Origin of the sequence: Pseudoduganella sp. LjRoot289 (genome assembly GCF_964252925.1) — a bacterium.
Lineage (GTDB): Bacteria > Pseudomonadota > Gammaproteobacteria > Burkholderiales > Burkholderiaceae_D > Rugamonas.
Map to the genome: position 1 here is coordinate 1,951,350 of NZ_CAXUPN020000001.1, position 18,649 is coordinate 1,969,998.

The 18,649-nt window shown below is 67.2% G+C and carries 14 protein-coding genes; 1 reads left to right on the top strand and 13 read right to left on the bottom strand.

Features of this window, described 5'->3' with window-relative positions; all coding sequences use genetic code 11:
• Window positions 1-2: 2 nt before the first annotated feature.
• The 9 genes from ACSQ8Y_RS08380 to ACSQ8Y_RS08420 form a co-directional block, all read right to left on the bottom strand.
• On the bottom strand, window positions 3-965 hold the full coding sequence (locus ACSQ8Y_RS08380; protein ID WP_436265986.1) for a hypothetical protein: 963 nt from the start codon (window positions 963-965) through the stop codon (window positions 3-5).
• A gap of 139 nt (window positions 966-1,104) precedes the next feature.
• On the bottom strand, window positions 1,105-3,882 hold the full coding sequence (gene prsT / locus ACSQ8Y_RS08385; RefSeq protein WP_436265987.1) for an XrtA/PEP-CTERM system TPR-repeat protein PrsT: 2,778 nt from the start codon (window positions 3,880-3,882) through the stop codon (window positions 1,105-1,107).
• A gap of 79 nt (window positions 3,883-3,961) precedes the next feature.
• Window positions 3,962-5,221 (bottom strand): SpoVR family protein, encoded by a 1,260-nt coding sequence (locus ACSQ8Y_RS08390; protein WP_436265988.1) that lies wholly within the window; start codon window positions 5,219-5,221, stop codon window positions 3,962-3,964.
• Window positions 5,218-6,486, bottom strand: a complete 1,269-nt coding sequence (locus tag ACSQ8Y_RS08395; protein WP_436265989.1) for a DUF444 family protein — start codon at window positions 6,484-6,486, stop codon at window positions 5,218-5,220. The genes ACSQ8Y_RS08390 and ACSQ8Y_RS08395 overlap by 4 nt, the downstream gene beginning before the upstream one ends.
• 17 nt (window positions 6,487-6,503) lie before the next feature.
• Complete coding sequence (locus tag ACSQ8Y_RS08400; RefSeq protein WP_436265990.1) at window positions 6,504-8,426, bottom strand: serine protein kinase; 1,923 nt, start codon at window positions 8,424-8,426, stop codon at window positions 6,504-6,506.
• 113 nt (window positions 8,427-8,539) lie between these two features.
• Entirely contained in the window at window positions 8,540-9,196 is a 657-nt protein-coding gene (locus ACSQ8Y_RS08405; protein ID WP_436265991.1) for a LuxR C-terminal-related transcriptional regulator, read from the bottom strand.
• A gap of 143 nt (window positions 9,197-9,339) precedes the next feature.
• Window positions 9,340-10,080: a YoaK family protein gene (locus tag ACSQ8Y_RS08410; RefSeq protein WP_436265992.1), complete on the bottom strand. Its 741-nt coding sequence runs from the start codon at window positions 10,078-10,080 to the stop codon at window positions 9,340-9,342.
• A 71-nt stretch (window positions 10,081-10,151) separates the two neighbouring features.
• Window positions 10,152-11,060 carry a LysR family transcriptional regulator gene (locus tag ACSQ8Y_RS08415; protein ID WP_436265993.1) on the bottom strand — a complete coding sequence of 303 codons (909 nt, stop codon included), beginning with the start codon at window positions 11,058-11,060 and terminating at the stop codon, window positions 10,152-10,154.
• A 12-nt stretch (window positions 11,061-11,072) separates the two neighbouring features.
• Window positions 11,073-11,480 (bottom strand): hypothetical protein, encoded by a 408-nt coding sequence (locus ACSQ8Y_RS08420; protein WP_436265994.1) that lies wholly within the window; start codon window positions 11,478-11,480, stop codon window positions 11,073-11,075.
• Between the two features lie 548 nt (window positions 11,481-12,028).
• Between ACSQ8Y_RS08420 and ACSQ8Y_RS08425 the strand changes: the two genes are divergently transcribed.
• The gene (locus ACSQ8Y_RS08425; protein ID WP_436265995.1) at window positions 12,029-14,461 is read left to right on the top strand and encodes a heavy metal translocating P-type ATPase; all 2,433 of its coding nucleotides are present in this window, start codon (window positions 12,029-12,031) and stop codon (window positions 14,459-14,461) included.
• Window positions 14,462-14,475: 14 nt separating this feature from the next.
• Here ACSQ8Y_RS08425 and ACSQ8Y_RS08430 read toward each other — a convergent pair whose 3' ends face one another.
• The 4 genes from ACSQ8Y_RS08430 to ACSQ8Y_RS08445 form a co-directional block, all read right to left on the bottom strand.
• On the bottom strand, window positions 14,476-15,351 hold the full coding sequence (locus ACSQ8Y_RS08430; protein ID WP_436265996.1) for a peptidase: 876 nt from the start codon (window positions 15,349-15,351) through the stop codon (window positions 14,476-14,478).
• Between the two features lie 118 nt (window positions 15,352-15,469).
• Complete coding sequence (locus tag ACSQ8Y_RS08435) at window positions 15,470-16,273, bottom strand: transglutaminase family protein (protein ID WP_436265997.1); 804 nt, start codon at window positions 16,271-16,273, stop codon at window positions 15,470-15,472.
• 9 nt (window positions 16,274-16,282) lie between these two features.
• Window positions 16,283-17,227, bottom strand: a complete 945-nt coding sequence (locus tag ACSQ8Y_RS08440) for an alpha-E domain-containing protein (RefSeq protein WP_436265998.1) — start codon at window positions 17,225-17,227, stop codon at window positions 16,283-16,285.
• Window positions 17,221-18,648, bottom strand: coding sequence for a circularly permuted type 2 ATP-grasp protein (locus ACSQ8Y_RS08445; protein ID WP_436265999.1), 1,428 nt, complete (start codon window positions 18,646-18,648; stop codon window positions 17,221-17,223). Before ACSQ8Y_RS08445 ends, ACSQ8Y_RS08440 begins: the two co-directional genes overlap by 7 nt.
• Between the last annotated feature and the right edge of the window lies 1 nt (window position 18,649).

Consider the following 18,649-nt stretch of genomic DNA (forward strand, 5'->3'; position numbering starts at 1 on the left):
GACTAGGCATGCAGGCCGCGCCGGCGGCGCGAAGCCGGCGCCAGCATGGCCAGCACGCCTGCCGCCAGCAGCAGCGGCATGCCGGGCAAGGACAGCTCGACCTGGGCGATGACGGGATCGGCCAGGCGGCTGCTCCAGCCGTTCCTGGCGATGGCCGAGCCGGTGGCCAGCGCGGTCATCGTGTTGATGCCGAAGAAGTCCGCGCCGCCAGCCTGGCCGCTGCTGCGGAAGTAGAGGCAGGCTGGACCGGAAGTGCAATTGGCCAGATAGGTGCCGGTGCCATAGGCAGGGATGGGCAGGCCGTCGAGCTCCTGGAACAGCGTGGTGTAGAGCGGGTCGAAGGCCAGGTTGCTCATGCCGGCCACCGGACCGGTGACCAGGCCGGGCGTGAATTCCCAGCTCATCAGCAACTGGCCGTCGGTGATGCCCTTGAGCTTGTTGAAGGACTGGCGGTCGCTCGCTTTCAGGCCGCCCGCGCCGAAGCCGGGATTGGTGCCGCCGACCAGCTTGTCGAGATAGAAGTCCAGGTGGATCTTGTGGTCGCAGCCGAAGGCGGCGTTGCTGCAGCCCGCGCTGTAGACCCGCCGGCCCGTGCCGCCGGTGCCCAGCGACTGGCTGGTGTCGTTGGCGCCGTACATCATGAAGGAGATGCTCTGGTTGTTCTGGCCCTGCTGCCAGTAATTGTTGGCGGGATTGTCGACCTCGTTGATCGAGGTCATATAGCCCGCGCCGAACGAGGATTCCCTCGCATACTTGGCGCCCGGGTCGGCGCTGAAGGCCTGATAGCCGGTGTATTTGATTTCCACCAGGCCCGGCTTGCTCAGCACGAAGGGGGCCAGCGGCGCCGCCATGGCCAGGGGCGCCAGGGTGGCGGACAGGCATAGCAGCGTGTTGCGCAAGACGGTAAGGCTGGGCATGGTGAATTCCTGCATGGTGAACTCCTGGTTGGTGGGTAACTCATCCATATGTAGCAATATGTGCGCCATGAGTCAGCCGTTCCGTGCTACGCCCGTGGCGTGCAGACCGGCAGGAGCGTACTGGGCCGCAGCGATGCGCATGTGTAAGCAAAAGCGACGCTGGCGGCATGCCGGCCTTCCTGCCCATTCACAACTGCGGCAGCAGCGCGCGCACTTCGGCCTGGCGCGTGAAGGACTTGTCCGCCAGCAGCAGCTCGAACTGGCGCCGCGCCGCGGGCTTGTCGCCGGTTTTCATCAGCGCCGTCGCGTAGTGGAAGCGGATGTCGGCCGCTTGCGGCACCGCCTCGCTGGCCTGCTTCAGCAGCGGCAAGGCCCGCCCGGCCTGGCCTTGCTCCGTCAGCACCCAGCCCAGCGTGTCCTTGATGGCGGGATTGTCGCCGGCCAGCTTGTGGGCGCGCTCGGCGAATTCCAGCGCCCGTTGGTCCTTCATCGACTGCAGCGTCCACGCCAGGTCGTTCAGCGCCATCACGTTGCCGGCGTCCGCTTCGACGATCTTTTCGTACTGCGCAGCGGCGCCCGCATAGTCCTGTGCCGCCAGCAGCGCACTGGCCAGGTAGATGCGGGCCGCCCCGTCGCGCGGATTCAGCTTGAGCCACTGCAGGAAGCGCTCGGTGGCCTCCGGCTTGCGCCCCAGCGTCGTCAGCGCGCGGTGGACGGCGATCATGGCCGGCCCGCTCGGCTCCAGCTTATAGGCATACTCGTATTGCTTCAGCGCCGGCGCGGTCCGGCTTTGCGCCATCAGGATGTCGGCCTCCAGCCTGTAGCCCAGCGGCAGCTGCGGGTTGCGCTTCTGCGCCGCCTGCGCGATGGCGAACGCCTCGTTCCAGCTGCCTTGCTCGACCAGCAGGCGCACCGTGGTCAGTTGCGCCAGCCCGTTCTCCGGCTGCAGCGCCAGGGCCTTGCGCGCCGCCGTCAGCGCTGCGGGCAGCTTGCGCAAGCCCATGTTCGCGCCGGCAATCTGCATCTGCACCATGGGCGAATCCGGCTGCAGGGCGGCCAGGCTGCTGTAGCTGTCGAGCGCGGCCTCGTGGTTGCCGGCCGTGGTCTGCGCCAGCGCCAGCAGCGCCAGCGCTTCCGTGTTGCCTGGATTGCCGGCCTGGATCTTTTGCGCCAGGATCAGCGCCTTCGGCGTGTCGCCCGCGCGCAGATAGTATTTGGCCAACAGCATGGCCGGCGCCAGCGCGTCCGGGTTTTCGCGCTGGGCGCGCTCCAGCCAGGCGATCGCTTCGGCGATGCGGCCCTGGCCGGTGGCCAGCCGGGCCAGCGCCGTCATGACGGCGATGTTCCTCTTGTCCTTGGCCAGCACCGCCTCGTAGCGCTGGCGCGCGCGTTCCGGCTGCTGCTCCAGCACATCGAGCTGCGCCAGATTGTCCAGCGCCGGCTGATAGGCGGGGTCGAGTGAGAGCGCGCCCTGGAAGGCGACGCGGGCGCCGGCGAAGTCCTGGCTGGCGAGCAGCACGCCGCCCTTCAGGTTTTGTACCGCGGGATTGTTGCCCTGCTTTTCAAGCGTGTGCACCGCCGCCAGCGCCTTGGGGTAGTCCCTGGCGCGCAGATGCACCACCACCAGCATGGTGCCGGCGCGGCTAGACTTGCTGTCCAGCCCGCTGGCGCGCTCCAGTTCGGCGATCGCGCGCTGGCCGTCGCCCATGCCCAGGCGGCTGGCGCCCAGCGCGGTGTGCAGCGCGGGCGCGCCTGGCGCCAGCTCCACCGCGCGCTGCAAGTAGTCGGCTGCCTGGTTGAACTGCTGCAGCCGCATGTGGGCGTCGCCTGCCGTCGCCAGCAATTCCGGGTCGTCCGGAAGGCGCTCGAGCAGCGGGGCCAGCAGCGCCAGCGCCTCGGACGGTTTGCCGTTGCGCAGCAAGGTCGCCGCCAGCAGCTTGCTCGCATACAGGTGGCCGGGCTGGCTTTCCAGGAATCGGCGCAGGTGCAGCTCGGCCTGAACATTGTTGTTCAGCTCGTATTGCACGGCGCCGCTCAGCAGCACGCCGGGCATGTAGTCGGGTGCGCCGCGCTGCACCAGTTGCAGCCGTTCCAGCGCGGCCGGATATTTTTGTTCGCGGAAATCCAGCAGCGCTTGCGTGAAGTCCAGGGCCAGGCCACCCTGCGAGATGGTGCGCGCCTTGGCGAGTTGCTGCTTCGCTTCGGCGAAGCCGCCGGCCTGGATCAGCAGGCCGGCGATGTCGATGCGGGTTTGCAGGTCGGCCGGGCGCAGCGCCAGAATCTGGTCGTAGTAAGTGCGCGCCTCGGTAGGCTTGCCCTGCGCGCGCAGCAGGTCGGCCTTGAAGCGCAGGTGGTCGATGTCGGCCGGGTGCAGGGCCAGGGCCTGGTCGGCGTAGGCCATCGCGCCCGCTGGATCGGCCTTCATCAGGGCCAGGCGGGCCTTGCCCAGCAGCGCGAAGCTGTTGCCGCCCTGGAGGGCCAGCGCCGCTTCCAGCAACTGGGCGGCGTCGGCGCGCTTGTCCAGGCCGAGCAGGGCGGCTGCCCGCAGCGCCATCAGGTCCGGCACCTTGCCGTCGTCCGGCAGGGTCGCCAGCACCTCCTTGTATTGCTGCTGCAGCAGCATCACGCGCGCCAGGCGCGGCAGGATCTCGGTGTCGGGCAGGCGTGCCTGGCGCGCGCGGCGGTACTCTTTCTCGGCGGACTGCAGGTCGCCGCCCTCCAGGTAATAGTCGCCCAGCAGCGCGCGCGCGGCGCCGTCGTCCGGATTGGCTTGCAGTATGTTCTTGAGCTGGATGATGGCGGCCTTGATGTCGCCGCGCCGTTGGTACTGCTGCGCCTCGGCCAGCAGTTTGGGCGCATCCGGCTTGCCGGTGCAGGCAGTCAGGCTGCCTGCGAGCAGGGCGGCGCTGAACAGCACGCTGAGGATAGTGCTCGATGGATATTGTTGTTTAGGAAGTGTGGACATGATCTCTCCGGGGCGGACGTAGAGTTCCAGCGTAGGCCCTAGTCCAGCTACGCTTGTTGATTCGCCTCAATGATCGGTCTCAGGGCGGTCCCGGTTCCGCCCGCAATGTGTGGATGACGCCGCGCTCGCCGGATGTTTGCAAGGTGACCGGCCGCTGCCAGACGCGCGCGATGTAGCCCAGCACGCGCTCGGCCTGGGGCAGCGCCAGGCCGCGTCCGTCGCGCCGGTAGTCGTGCATCAGTTTCAGGCCGCCGCCGGCGTCTACTTCCCGCACGGCAATGCAGGGTGCCCCGTAGTTGTAACGCGGCGACAGGATGGCTTCGCGTACCTCGGGCAGGCTGCGGCTGCCGATGTAGGCCGCACCGTCGACTTCCTCTTCGTAGACGAAGAGCTGCAGCCGGTCCGCCAGCGGCTGGTCCAGGTGGTTGCGGATGAAGCCGAAGTCGTCCTCGTCGCGGCAGATGCGGCGCGCGCCGGCGATGCCGTGGCGTTCGATCAGGTATTCCCACATCACGAAGCCCAGATGGTAGGCGCTGAGCTGCAAGGCGGCCCGGCCCTCGGCGCCGCTCGGGCGGACCACGTCGGAATGCGCCTTGATCGCCTCCAGGTACAGGCCTGGCGGCAGGAAGTGCGCCTCGCGTAGCAAACGCGCGTGCCAGTACGAGGCCCAGCCCTCGTTCATGATCTGGCAGGCGAATACCGGGTAGAAGTAGAACGCCTCCTCGCGCACGGCCAGGAAGATGTCGCGTTCCCAGTCCTGCAGGGCGGGGGCGTAGTGGGCGATGAACCATAGCAGGTCGTATTCCGGATGCGGCGGCAGCGTGGCGCCGGGGTAGCGCTGGCGTTGCAACGGGGCATGGATGTCGATATGGGTTTCCAGCGCCAGCGCCGCGTCCAGCACGGCCTCGACCTTGCGCTGGCCGTGGTGCAGCAAGGCGCGCTCGATGCGCCGGGCGCGCGCCGCGCTGTGCTCGATGATGTGCCCGCCCGCCATGTCCATGAAGCGCGCGAACAGCGCATTGCGGCGCGCGAAGTCGGCGTGCCCCAGCACGTGGGCGGTGACCAGCGCGTTTTCCGCCTCGCTATTGCTGTCCATGAGGTAGGCGCGGCAGGGATCGCCCGGGAACATCACTTCGAAGATGTGCGACTGGCCCATGTGCCGCATCACCATCTGGCGCAGGTAGCGCAGGCCGTAGGACCAGTGGCGCATGCGCACCGGCAGGCCGTAGACGGCGATCTCCATGATGAAGCTGGCCGGCACGGTCTCGAACACGACCGGATTGCATTCCAGACCCAGTTCGACGGCCAGCGCTTCGATGGCGGCGGCGTGGCGGCTCATGGCTCCGCCGCCGCGTGCACGAAGAAGCGGCGGATCGCTTGCCAGATGTCCTCCGGCTGCATCAGCACGCTGATGCCGGCCGCGCGGCCGGCATGCTGCTGGGCCTGGAACAGGCGGCGCAGCTCGCTGTCGCGGGCGGCCGCCTGCGCGGCGGCCAGGCCGGGCACGGTCTCCAGGTAGCCCATATAGTTCAGCAGCGGCGCCAGTTGCCCCAGCGCCTGGCTGGCGGCGACCCGGTCTTCGCTGTAGTTCTCGCCGTCGGAGGCGTAGAACAGGTAGACGTTGTGGCGCGCGCCGCCATAGTCGCGCCGCACCAGTGCGTGCGCCAGCTCGAACGCGCTGGACGCTTGCGTGCCGCCTTCGCCGGCGATCTGGAAGAAATCCTGCTCCGGGAATTCCCAGGCGCGGGTGGTGTGGGCGATGAAGCGCACCGCCACTTCGCTGTACTTGCGGCGCAGGCCTTGCAAGGCGAAGTAGAAGAAGGTCTTGGCCAGCTTGCGTTCGGGCAGCGTCATGCTGGCTGACACGTCCAGCGCGCACAGCACGACGGCGCCGCTGGCCGCGCGCGGCCGGGCCACGTGCTGGTGGTAGCGCAGGTCGCTGCTGGCGAAGGCGTGCGGCGGCGCCCCTGTGCTGGCCGCGGCCGGCAGCGCGACGCGGCGCCGGATGGCTTGCTTGACGGTGCGGCGGCGGTCCAGTTGCGACGGTGCGCCGTGCGTGTCCCAGCCGCTGCGCGCGCTCGCCAGCTCGCGCCCGGGCGCCGGCTTGGGCTCCAGCAAGGGCAGGCGCATTTCCTCCCACAAGCAGTCCATGATGTCGCTGGCCGCAAATTCGAGCAGTATGGGAACGCTGTCGCCGTTGTAAGCACCGCCGGCGTCGCTGCCGCCGGCGCCGCCGGAACTGCCGATGCCCTCGCCGTCGCCGCCCCCGCCGTGCACGGCCGCTTCGCCGTCGTGCGGGCCGCCGTCATCGCGTCCGGGCCGCAGCATGTCGCCCGGACGGCCTGCGCCCCTGCCTGCGCCGCTGCCCGCGCCGGGCGGGGCGGCCAGGCGGAAGCGCGCGTGCTCCAGCAGATGCAGCGGTATTTTTACCGGCCGGTCCTGCGGCCCGGTGATCAGGTCCGGACTGTCCAACATGCGCGGCAGGTAGGCGCGCACCGCCTCGCGCACCTTGTCGTTGTGCCGCAGCCAGTCGCGCTCGCCGCGCGAGAACAGCGCATACCAGCGCTGCGGCTGCAAATCCGGATGCTGCTGCCTGTCGCCCATGGAGCACCTCCGGGCCGTCATTCCTGCGCCAGCAGGGTGGTGACGTAGGCCAGCGCTTCGCGCGCGCTGTGGCTGTCGTAGCCGTACTCGTCAACGAGCCGCTGTTCGACCGCGGCGACCCGGCCGCGCATGGCGTCGTCGGGCCGGTGTTCGGAACTGACCAGGCGCAGCACGTCGCGGCGCTGTTCGAACAGGTATTGCTGGATGGCTTCGCGCAGGGGCGCGTGGCTGGCCAGGCTGAACCGCTCACCGCGCTTGTAGGCGCCCATGGCCTTGCGCACCACCTCCTGCCGGAACGACTGCTTGCCCGCCTCGCTGACATGGATCTTTTCCTCCACAGCGCGCAGGAAGCGCTCGTCCGGGCGGCGTTCGTCGCTGGTGATGGGATCGCTGACCTGGCGGTTGTCCAGCATGGCTTCCACCTCGTCCAGGTATTTGTCCAGCAAGTCCTGCGCCTCCCGTTCGAAGGAGACGAACAGCGCGCGGTGCACGTCTTCCTTCACCCAGCCGTTGTAGAAGGCCTTGCGCGCCACCACCAGGTGCGCGATCCAGCGCCGCTTGCACCTGGCGTCGATACGGGCGTCGCCGTCGATCGCTTCCTTCAGCGCCAGCAGCACGTCCATGGTGCCCAGGCTGGCGCGGCCGGAGCGGATGATGGCGTGCGACAGCGCATTGACCACGAAGCGCGGCGATACCCCTGCCAGGCCCTCGTCCGCCGCCCCTTCGCGCGCGCGCGCGGCGGCGCGTTCGGGCCGCTGCATGCCGTCGACGTCTTCGCCGGCCCGCAGCCGCACCGTGCGTATCGCTTCGTCCTCCTTGCCATCGGCGTCCGGCAAACGGCTCAGGATGGCGAACACGGCCGCCGCATGCAGCGCGTGCGGATCCAGGTGCACGTCGCGGAAGGCGGGCGCGGCGGACTTGATCAGCTTGCCGTATATGCGCGCTTCCTCGCGGTAGTCCAGCGTGTATGGCACCTGCACGATGACCATGCGGTCGAGCAGCGCCTCGTTCTCGCTCTCCTGCACGAAACGGCGGAACTCGGCCAGGTTGGTGTGGGCGACGATGGTCTCGTCCAGGTGGATCAGCGGAAAGCGCGCCACCTTGACGTTCTTTTCCTGCGTCAGCGTCAGCAGCAGGTGCAGGAATTCGCGCTTCGCCTTCAGGATCTCTATCATTTCCAGCATGCCGCGGCTGGCGGCGTAGACGGCGCCCGACCAGGACCAGGCGCGCGGATCGCCCTCGTCGCCCACCTCGGCCACCTTGGCCAGGTCGATCGAACCGACCAGGTCGGACATGTCGGCCGTGGACGGGTCGTGCGGCGCGTAGGTGCCGATGCCGCTGCGGCCCGCCTCGGAGATGACCATGCGCTCGACCGGCATTTGCAGGAAGTCGCCGCCGTGCTGCTGCTCCAGCCGCGCGCGGCAGTGCGGACACAGTTCACCGGACGCCTCGGCGCCATAGGTTTCGCGGAAGCTGCCGCGCAAGGTGTGCGGCAGCAAATGCAGCGGCGACTCATGCACCGGGCAGCCGGCGATGGCGTACAGTGCGCCGGCCTCGGTCTGGCTGTATTCCTCGAGGCCGCGCTTGAGCAGGATGACGAGGGTGGATTTGCCGCCGGATGGCGGACCGAGCAGCAGCAGCAGCCGGCGCCCGACTTCGGAGCCGGCCGCCGCCGCCTGGAAATAGCTGGTGACGCGGGCGATGGCATCGTCCATGCCGAACAGTTCTTCTGCGAACAGCCCGCCGGGATGGCTCTCTCCGCTCCAGCGCAGCATGTCCCAGGTGTACTGGTGCGCGCTGCGCGCCAGCAGGGAGGGCGCGGCCGGGGAGGCCGCCAGCACCTGCTCCATGAATAGTCCGAAGTTGCCGCGCCATGGTTCGGCGCGGTGCTGCTGGGTGTAGGCGTGCAGGCAGTTCAGGAATTGCTGATGCTGGGCCACGGTGGTCTCCTCCGGTTTGCCCCAGTATCGTCCGTGGAGCAAAGCAGAGGCTGATCTGGGTCAATGGTGCTGAGGGAACTTTGCGGTTTGCGGAGGTTCAGTCCGCACGAACCTTATTGGAGTGCGGCGTTGTGGAAGCCGTTGACAGGCCGGCGCATCAGGCCCTGGCTCGGGCCGATCAGGCCGCGCTGGGTTGCCACCACCACCGCGTGGGTGCGGGCGGTGGCGTCGAGCTTGCTCATCAAACCCTTCACGTGGGTCTTCACCGTGCCGACGCCGATGCCCAGTTCGCGCGCGATGGACTTGTTGCAGCAGCCCTGGGCCAGCAGGCGCAGCACGTCGGTTTCGCGGCCGGTCAGGGACTCGCGGCTCAGGCTGTCGGCCACGCAGCGGGTCACCGATTCGCTCAGGTGGCGCAGACCCTGGCTCAGGGAACGCGTAGCCTTCACCAGTTCGTCGGCGCTGCAGCCTTGCAGCAGATAGCCGTGCACGCCGCTGTCCATGGCCATGCGCACTTCCCATTCCTTGTCGAACTGGGTCACGATGAGCACGCGCGGGGCCGGGCTGTAGCGGTCCTGCGGCATCTGGCGGGCGGCGGCGATGCCGCCCTGGTAGTCGGCCACGATGACGTGGGCCATGCTGAGGGCATGCGGGCAGACCGCGTGCGTGGAGACGGAGAAGTCGGCATGGTCGCCGAGGATGACGCGCAGACCCGCCGTCATGACCGGGTCTGCATGCATGATGTGAACGTTCAGGGTATGGGGTTGCATGGTGGTTCTCCTGCGTGCTGCAGCAGCGGGCGCTGCTGCTTCTCATGCATACATGATGGACGGGCAACGCAGGCAGGGCAAGTTAAGAGATGTTAATCCGGTTTAACATCGGCTTTGCACGCGGTTTGCGCGCGGCTTGCACGCTAGCCGGCCCGCAGCGCGAGCCAGGCCAGCAGCGCGGCCGGCAGCAGCAAGCCGTAAAAGCCGGCATAGACAAAGCCAAACGCCCCCCCTGCGCAGCCCACGCCGAAGGCCAGGATGGGCCACAGGAATTTGGCGCAGCGGCGGTGGATGGACGTGTCGGCGCCGCCGCGCAGGATGTCGACCAGGTCGATCACCAGCTGCGTGACGTTGCCCGTCATGACCGTGGTTGGTGTCAGGTTGGCGAGCAGCAACTTAGCGGCGGCATTCTGCACGCCCATCGCGGCGGCGCCCAGGGTGCCGGCCAGCAGCGCCAGCGGCGTGTCGGAGGCGGTCAGGGGCAGTGCGGCCAAGCCCGCCAGCATGAAGCCCAGCAGCAAGACTAATTGCAGCCACAATACCGAACGCAGCGGCGCTGCCTGGCCCCGCTCCAGCCACAGGATGTACAGGCGGGTCAGGGCGACGGCCGCCACGAAAGACGCAAAGGCGAGGAATTTGATCGTTACGCTGCTGCCGCCTGGCCGCGCCAGCTCGCTGCCGATCAGCACGAAGTTGCCGGTGACGTGGGCGGTGAACAGCCCGAACAGGGCCACAAAGCCCAGCGTGTCGACGTAGCCCGCGATGAAGCCGAGGGCGACCGCCTGCCTTCCCGCCTGCCGGGCAGCCAGCTGCGCCGCGCCCGGGTCCGCTGCAGGGACCGCCGCCTCGCCGGTTTTACTGTCAATGAGCTTGCCGTCCGCCATGAAATCCTCCACATCCTGTCAATGCAGGCACTGTAACGCAGGCGGCCGCCGTGCGCGCTCTCCCATATGCCCTAGGCGGGCCGTTCCCAGGGCGGCGTTTCCTTGAACGCCTCGGCCAGGAAATCGATCATCACGCGCACCTTGGCGCTCAGGTGACGGCGGCTGGGGTAGACGGCCTGGATGTCGATGTCGGGCAGGTGGTAGTCGGGCAGCACCTGCACCAGGCGGCCGGCGCGCAGGTCGGCGCCGATCAGGAAGGTTGGCTGCCAGATGATGCCCTGGCCGCCCAGCGCAACGGCGCGCGCGGTGTCGCCGTTATTGGTGCGCATCATGAATGGAATCTTCACCGTGTGCAGTTTCTGTTCCAGATCCAGCAATTGCCACTCGTCGCTGGCATGGTAGCTATAAGCTATGCAGTTGTGCTTGAGCAGGTCGGCCGGCGTGGCCGGCATGCCGCGCCTGGCGAGATAGGCCGGCGCGGCGCACAGCATATTGCGGGAACTGGCCAGCTTGCGCGCCACGTTCGAGGTGGGGCCGGCGCGCGAGATGCGCACCGCCATGTCATAGCCTTCCTCGACGATGTCGACCACGCGGTCGATCAGCGCCACTTCCAGCTGCACGTCGGGGTAGCGCTCCATGAAACGCGGCCACAGCGGCGCCAGGTGCTGCACGCCGAAACTGAGCGGGGCATTGATGCGCAGCAGGCCGCGCGGCTGCATGGTGGCGGAGGAGACGATGGCTTCGGCTTCGGCCACTTCGTCGAGGATGGACTTGGCGCGTTCAAACAGCGCTTCGCCGCTGGAGGTGAGCGACATGCGGCGCGAGCTGCGGTTCAACAGCCTGGTGTGCAAATGCGCTTCGAGATCGCTGATATAGCGGGTGACGTTGGCGGGGGAAGTATCAAGCGCTTCGGCTGCCCGGGCAAAGCTTTCCTTGCGGACGACTTCGACAAAAACTTCCAGCGCGCGCAGGCGATCCATCTGGCTGGCAGCTTAGTAGCGGTTCCAGCTGTTGGCGGCGGTGCGGGTGGCGGCGGCTTCCTTGATGGAGCCGAGTCCGGCTTCCCGGATTTCACGGTGCAATTCAGACAAATGCATGACAGCCTGGCTGTCGCCGGCGCTGGCGGCCTCCTCGAACAGCTTGAGCGCTTCATCGCGCCGCGCTGCGTCGGACAGGTACTGGCGGGCCAGTTCGCGGCGCGCCACGGCGGAACCTTGTTCGGCCCATTCGCGCAGTCGCCGCTCCGCAGCAATATTTCCATTTTTATTCATCTGCAATGCCGTCGCTTCGATGACGGGGGCAGGGGGAACCATATCGTCCTTGGCCTGCACACCGATCAGTATGCCAACGGAAACCAGCACCGTTGCCACCAAAACGCCGGACTTGTTGAATAATTCCATCTTCGAGTTTGCCTTTTATGCGAGCCGAATTCTAGCGGCGTGGACTTGGATGATATCACTATTACTCCAAGACAACAAATATTTTATTTTTTTGACATTTGGTGCACTGCATTACATCATGCGCCAAATGCAGAGTGTATGCAAAGTGGAGGCGATATTATCATGCTCATTTTGCAGAAAACGCACACATTCCCACCGGACAGGGTAACAATTGTAACGATGTGTTAAAACCGGTAACGCACGATAGGATTGCACGGGGATCGTTAGGCATTTATGAACAATCCATGAGCAATACTTATGGCTGCGGGCAATGAGCATCAATGCCATGCATGCGACTGGCTAGGCGCGCCCGGCAGCTTCTGTGTGCCAGCTGTTGACTGTCCCGGTGTGAAACGGGCGGCGGCGGCCGCCGGCGTTTTGGCCCAGTGCAGCATCGGCGCGCTGGCCTGCTTGGCACATGAACATGATGTCGTTTTCGACAGCATGCGCTTGACCTTCCCATCATGGTAAGGTCTAGACTGCAAGCTCGATAAGTTTAGGACGGCATCATGGACAATTCGGCTATGCAAGAATCCCCCCAGGAATCCGCGCGGCACGAGATCTCGCTCGACATAGAAGGCATGAGCTGTGGCTCCTGCGTGGGGCGGGTGGAGAAGGCAATCAGGAAGGTTGCAGGCGTCGCCAGCGTCAGTGTCAACCTGGCCACCGAGCGCGCGCACGTCGTCGCGGACCGGGCGGTCGACGCAGGGCAACTGGTGCACGCAATCGCGGCGGCCGGCTACCAGGCCACGCCGGAAGCGGATGCCGCCACGGCCGTGCCGCTGGAGAGCGCGCCTGAGCATGCCGCGGCGCATCGTGCGGCGGCGGACCGGCAGGGCGCGCACGTCGGCATCGCGGCACTGCTGTCGCTGCCGCTCATCGTACCGATGCTGGCGCAGCCGTTCGGCGTCCACTGGATGCTGCCCGGCTGGCTGCAGCTCGCGCTGGCTGCGCCGGTGCAGTTCTGGCTGGGCGCGCGCTTCTACAAGGCCGGCTGGAAGGCGGCCAGGGCAGGCGCGGGGAATATGGATTTGCTGGTTGCCATCGGCACCAGCGCGGCTTTCGGGCTGAGCGTCTACCAGTTGCTCGCTTCCCAGGCAGCCATGCCTCACCTGTATTTCGAGGCCGCGTCCGTGGTCATCACGCTGGTACTGCTGGGCAAATGGCTGGAGGCCCGCGCCAAGCGCCAGACCATGCAGGCGATCCGCGCCTTGCAAGCCTTGCGCCCGGAGGTGGCGCGCGTACGCCGCAACGGCGTGGACGCCGAAGTGCCGGCCGGCGCGGTGCGGGTGGGCGACATGGTGGTCGTGCGGCCGGGAGAGCGCGTGCCGGTCGACGGCACGGTGAGCGAGGGCGACAGCCACGTCAATGAGTCGATGCTGACCGGCGAGAGCCTGCCGGTAGCCAAATATCCCGGTGCGAAAGTGACTGGCGGCGCCATCAACGCGGAAGGTTTGCTGCTGGTGCGCACCGGCGCGGTCGGCGCCGAGACCACGCTGGCGCGCATCATACGGCTGGTGGAAAACGCGCAGGCGGAGAAGGCGCCGGTGCAGCATCTGGTGGACAAGGTCAGCGCCGTCTTCGTGCCGGTGGTGCTGGCGGTCGCGCTGCTGACGCTTGCGGGCTGGTCGCTGGCCGGGGCGGGCGCCGGCACTGCCATCATCAACGCGGTGGCGGTGCTGGTGATCGCCTGCCCGTGCGCGCTCGGTTTGGCGACGCCGGCCGCCATCATGGCCGGCACCGGCGCCGGCGCCCGGCACGGCATCCTGATCAAGGATGCCGAAGCGCTGGAAATCGCGCACAAGGTCACTACTGTCGTCTTCGACAAGACGGGCACGCTTACCGACGGCAAGCCGGCCGTGACCGAACTCGCGGCCGCAGGCGCGATCCGCGCCTTGTCCACTCACGGCGATGCCTATGACGTCGCTGGCACACCCGCTTCGCCGGCAGGACCTGCCAGGGCTGCAGCGGCGCATCCCCAGGCGCGCGCCGCTGAGGCGGGGCACGCCGACGTGGCGACATCAGGGCAGCCTGGAGCGGCGCCGCAGCTTGCCGGGGCGGCAGAGGCGGACGCGGCCGATGGCGACCTGCTGTTGCAACTGGCGGCCTCGCTGCAGCAAGGCAGCGCGCATCCGCTGGCCGGCGCCGTGACCGCGTTGGCGGCCGCGCGGGCCGTGGCGCCGCTGGCCGTGGCGGATTTGAAGGCGCTGCCCGGCAGAGGCTTGTCCGGGGCGGTAGCAGGCATGCGTCTGCTGCTGGGCAGCACGCGGCTGATGCGGGAGTCCGGCGTCGACCTCGCGCCCCTGCAAACGCGGGCCGCCGAACTCGAGCGGGCAGGCAACAGCGTCTCCTGGCTCGCCGCCGCCGGGGACACGCCGCGCTTGCTGGGCCTGATCGGCTTTGGCGACCGGGTCAAGCCGAGCGCGGCCGGCGCGGTGCGCAGGCTGCATGCGCTCGGCGTCAAGACCGTGCTGCTGACTGGCGACAACCAGGGCAGCGCCGATGCCGTGGGCCGGGCGCTGGCGGTGCAGCGGGTGATCGCCGGGGTGCTGCCCGGCGGCAAAGCGGATGAAGTGGCGCGGCTGAAGGCGGCGGGCGAAGTGGTCGCCATGGTCGGCGACGGCATCAACGACGCGCCCGCGCTGACGGCGGCCGATGTCGGCATCGCCATGTCCACCGGCGCCGACGTCGCCATGCACGCGGCCGGGATCACGCTGATGCGCGGCGATCCCGCGCTGGTGGCGGACGCCATCGACATCTCGCGCCGCACCTACAGCAAGATCCGGCAAAACCTGTTCTGGGCCTTCGTGTTCAACCTGGTCGGCATACCGCTGGCGGCGGCGGGGATGCTGAACCCGGTGGTGGCGGGCGCCGCGATGGCGTTCAGTTCGGTCAGCGTCATCAGCAACGCCTTGTTGCTGAAACGCTGGCGGCCGGCCTGACTGCAGCCGCCAGCTTACTGTTGTTTGTTACCGAATTGCTGCGCGAAGGATTGCAGCGGTCCCGGCGCTTCGCGGGTCGTGGAGATGCTGTCCGGCAGCGGCATGCGCACCGGCTTGCTTGCCATATTGCTGGTCGACAGCGCATTGCCCGGCGCCTCGGGGGCGGCGTCCCACACCGGCGCCTCGATGCCTTCGAAGATGGTCTTGAGCTGCTGGCCCCAGGTGTTGCGTATCATCTGGAAGTACTGGTTGCGCTCGTCGATGGTGACGAAGCGCGTCACCGCCAGCGCATTGTCCTCGTAGACCAGCAGATCGAGCGGCAAGCCCACCGAGATGTTGGAGCGCAGCGTGGAATCCATGGAAATGAGCGCACACTTGGCGGCCTCGTCGAGCGAGGTGGACGGCGTGACCACGCGGTCGATGATGGGTTTGCCGTATTTGGCCTCGCCGATCTGGAAATAGGTGTTCTCGTTGTGCGACTCGATGAAATTGCCCGCCGAGTACACCTGGAACAGGCGGCAGCGTTCGCCCTTGATCTGGCCGCCGAAAATCAGGCTGACGTTGAAATCGATGCCGAACTCGGCCAGCGCCTTCGCGTCGCGCTCATGCACCAGGCGCACCACCTCGCCGACCAGGCGCGCCGCCTCGTGCATATTGGGCGCGGTCCAGATGCTGTAGCCGGCCGCGCCGGTGTGCTCGGACAGCAGTTGCCGCACCGACTGCGAAATCGACAGATTGCCCGCCGTCATCAGTACCATCATGCGTTCGCCGGGGTTCTCGAACACATTCAGCTTGCGCGCCGTGCTCACCTGGTCCACGCCCGCGTTGGTGCGCGAATCCGACAGAAAAACCAAGCCCGCTTCCAGGCGCATCCCCACACAGTAAGTCATTTGATAATAATTTATTGGATCAAGGAACTAATTTTATCACCGCCCCAGGCAGGCTCTGGGCATTTTTAATCCTCCGGGGCGCTGATCCCAGCGCCGTCAAGATGCCCAGAACTCGCCGTTATTGGGGGATGATTTGCACATGAACCGACATGGCCTCGTCGCCGCCGCCGCGGCGGACGCCGCGCACCGGCGCGGCGGCGTCGTAGTCGCGGCCGATGGCGAGGCGGCAGTAGGCGTCCGTCATCAGCCGCGCGTGCGTGACGTCGATGCTGATCCAGCCGCTGTAGTCGCCGTCGTCGGCCCAGGCGTCCACCCAGGCGTGGCTGGCGGCGTGGCTGCTGCCGTCCGGGTCGATGTAGCCGGACACGTAGCGCGCCGGGATGCCGTGCGCGTGGCAGCAGGCCAGGAAGATGTGGGCGTGGTCCTGGCACACGCCGATGCCGAGCTGCAGCGCGGCGCTGGCGGTGGTGGTCACCTCGGTCGCACCGCTTTGATACTTGACCGCACCAAAGATGTGCTCCGCCAGCCGCATCAAATGCCGCGTCTGCGCCTTGCCGTCCGGCAGGCAGGCCGCCGCCAGTTCCAGTATGCCGGGGGTGGCCTCGGTCAGCCGGGTCGGCACGGTGTAGATCAGCGGGGACAGCGAATCGCCGTTGGCGATGCGGCCCTCGGCCGGCGTCACGGTCTCCACCAGCCCGTGCGCGACGATGGCCAGCCCGGAATGCGGCGTATTGATGGTCAGCATGTGCGACAGGTTGCCATAGGCGTCGGTGTAGCCGTGGATCTGGCCCACCGTGTTCAAATGCCAGTTCAGCACATGCTGGTGCCCCTCGGCGCGCGGCGTCAGGTGCAGCTGCTGGATCGAATACGCTTGCGGCGCGGTGTAGCTGTAGCTGGTTTCATGGCGTATCGATAATTGCATGGTTCTCTCCTAAGCGGCCAGCGGGACCAGGAAATCGCGGCTGATGCGGTTCCCCAGTTCGTATATCCGGCGCAGAAACTCCGTCAGCGTGTCGTGCAATCCGGCTTGCAGGATGTCGTCGATGCGGCCGAACTGCAGCTCGGCGTGCAGCTTGCCCGCCAGGCGCTCGGTGTCCCTGGACAGGTCGTTGCGCACCTGGTGCAGGTTTTGCACCACCTCGTCCATGCAGGCGAGCAGCGAGCGCGGCATGTCGGCGCGCAGCATCAGCAGTTCGGCCACCCGGGCCGGGGTGATGATGTCGCGGTAGACCTTGCGGTAGATCTCGAAGCCGGACACGGAGCGCAGCAGCGCGGCCCAGTAGTAGAACTCGCGCTGCGCCTGCTCGTCGCCGGGATCCTTGGCGCCGTGGAACTTCACGTCCAGGATGCGCGCCGTGTTGTCGGCCCGCTCCAGAAAGGTGCCGAGGCGGATGAAGTGCACCGCGTCGTCGCGCAGCATGGTGCCCAGGGTCACGCCGCGCGACAGGTGCGAGCGGTACTTCACCCATTCGAAGAACTGGCTCGGGTCGTTTTCCAGCAGGCCGCTGTTCAAGCGTTTCTGCATGTCCAGCCAGGTCTGGTTCAAAATTTCCCACACTTCGGTGGTCAGGGTGCCGCGCACCGCGCGCGCGTTCTCCCGCGCCTCCGTCAGGCAGGCGGCGATCGACGAGGGGTTCGACGGGTCGCGCACCATGAAGTCGACCACGCTGCGCGCCTCCACCGTGGCGTGCTTGCGGTCGTAGGCCGTTTGCAGCTCGGAGATGCCCAGCATGGCCCGCCAGCCTTGCGCGGCGTCGTGCTCGGACTGCGGCAGCATGGACGTCTGCACATTCACGTCCAGCATGCGGGCGGTGTTTTCGGCGCGCTCCGTGTAGCGCGCCATCCAGAACAAATGATCGGCGGTGCGGCTCAGCATGGTTGATCCTTTTCCAGTATCCACGTGTCTTTGGTGCCGCCGCCCTGCGAGGAGTTCACCACCAGCGAACCGTCCTGCAGCGCGACGCGGGTCAGCCCGCCCGGCACCATGGAGATGGTTTTGCCCGACAGCACGAACGGCCGCAGGTCGATATGGCGCGGCGCGATGCCGCTTTCCACGAAGGTGGGGCAGTTCGACAGCGCCAGGGTCGGCTGGGCGATGTAGCCGTCCGGCTTGGCGATCAGCCGGCGCCGGAAGTCCTCGATCTGCTCGCGCGTCGACGCCGGCCCGACCAGCATGCCGTAGCCGCCCGCGCCGTGCACTTCCTTTACCACCAGGTGCGGCAGGTGGGCCAGCGTATAGGCCAGGTCTTCCTTCTTCCTGCACTGGTAAGTCGGTACGTTGTTCAACACCGGCTGCTCGGACAGGTAGAAGCGGATCATGTCCGGCACGTAGGGGTAGATCGACTTGTCGTCGGCCACGCCGGTGCCGATGGCGTTGGCCAGGGTGACCCGGCCGGCGCGGTAGACCGACAGCAGGCCCGGCACGCCGAGCGAAGAGTCGGGACGGAAGGCGAGCGGGTCGAGGAAGTCGTCGTCCAGGCGGCGGTAGATCACGTCGACCCGTTTCGGGCCGTGCGTGGTGCGCATGTACACAGCGTTGTCGGCCACGAACAAGTCCTTGCCCTCGACCAGCTCCACGCCCATCTGCTGCGCCAGGAAGGCGTGCTCGAAGTAGGCCGAGTTGTACATGCCGGGCGTCATGACGACGATGGTGGGGTCGTCCACGCCCATCGGCGCCACCGAGCGCAGATTGTCGAGCAGCAGGTCGGGGTAGTGGTCCACCGGCGCGATCTTGTTGCGGGCGAACAGTTCTGGGAACAGCCGCATCATCATCTTGCGGTCTTCCAGCATGTAGGACACGCCGGACGGCACCCGCAGATTATCTTCCAGCACGTAGAACTCGCCCTGGCCGGCGCGCACGATGTCCACCCCGGCGATGTGGGCGTAGATGTCGGACGCGACCGAGATGCCCTGCATCTCGGGCCGGTACTGCGCGTTGCGGTAGATTTGCTCGGCCGGGATGATGCCGGCCTTGATGATGTTCTGGTCGTGGTAGATGTCGTGGATGAACATGTTCAGCGCTTTCACGCGCTGCACCAGCCCGGTCTGCAGCTGGCTCCACTCGCCGGCGGGGATGATGCGCGGCACGATGTCGAACGGGATCAGCCGTTCCGTGCCCGCGTCGTCGCCGTAGACGGCGAAGGTGATGCCGACGCGGCGGAACATGATGTCCGCCTCGGCCCGCTTGCGTTCTATGGTCTCCGGGGGCTGCTGGCTGAGCCAGCGGCAAAATTCGCGGTAGTGTTCCCGGACTTCCGATCCGCCATCGGCGTGCATTTCATTGAAGAAGGTAGGCATC

Bases quoted from the DNA above. Each gene is read 5' to 3' on its own strand.
- ACSQ8Y_RS08435 (WP_436265997.1), bottom strand. From the start codon at position 16,273: ATGCAATTATCGATACGCCATGAAACCAGCTACAGCTACACCGCGCCG.
- ACSQ8Y_RS08445 (WP_436265999.1), bottom strand. From the start codon at position 18,648: ATGCCTACCTTCTTCAATGAAATGCACGCCGATGGCGGATCGGAAGTC.
- ACSQ8Y_RS08440 (WP_436265998.1), bottom strand. From the start codon at position 17,227: ATGCTGAGCCGCACCGCCGATCATTTGTTCTGGATGGCGCGCTACACG.
- prsT (WP_436265987.1), bottom strand. From the start codon at position 3,882: ATGTCCACACTTCCTAAACAACAATATCCATCGAGCACTATCCTCAGC.
- ACSQ8Y_RS08425 (WP_436265995.1), top strand. From the start codon at position 12,029: ATGGACAATTCGGCTATGCAAGAATCCCCCCAGGAATCCGCGCGGCAC.
- ACSQ8Y_RS08410 (WP_436265992.1), bottom strand. From the start codon at position 10,080: ATGGCGGACGGCAAGCTCATTGACAGTAAAACCGGCGAGGCGGCGGTC.
- ACSQ8Y_RS08415 (WP_436265993.1), bottom strand. From the start codon at position 11,060: ATGGATCGCCTGCGCGCGCTGGAAGTTTTTGTCGAAGTCGTCCGCAAG.
- ACSQ8Y_RS08390 (WP_436265988.1), bottom strand. From the start codon at position 5,221: ATGAGCCGCCACGCCGCCGCCATCGAAGCGCTGGCCGTCGAACTGGGT.
- ACSQ8Y_RS08380 (WP_436265986.1), bottom strand. From the start codon at position 965: ATGGATGAGTTACCCACCAACCAGGAGTTCACCATGCAGGAATTCACC.
- ACSQ8Y_RS08430 (WP_436265996.1), bottom strand. From the start codon at position 15,351: ATGACTTACTGTGTGGGGATGCGCCTGGAAGCGGGCTTGGTTTTTCTG.
- ACSQ8Y_RS08405 (WP_436265991.1), bottom strand. From the start codon at position 9,196: ATGCAACCCCATACCCTGAACGTTCACATCATGCATGCAGACCCGGTC.
- ACSQ8Y_RS08395 (WP_436265989.1), bottom strand. From the start codon at position 6,486: ATGGGCGACAGGCAGCAGCATCCGGATTTGCAGCCGCAGCGCTGGTAT.
- ACSQ8Y_RS08420 (WP_436265994.1), bottom strand. From the start codon at position 11,480: ATGGAATTATTCAACAAGTCCGGCGTTTTGGTGGCAACGGTGCTGGTT.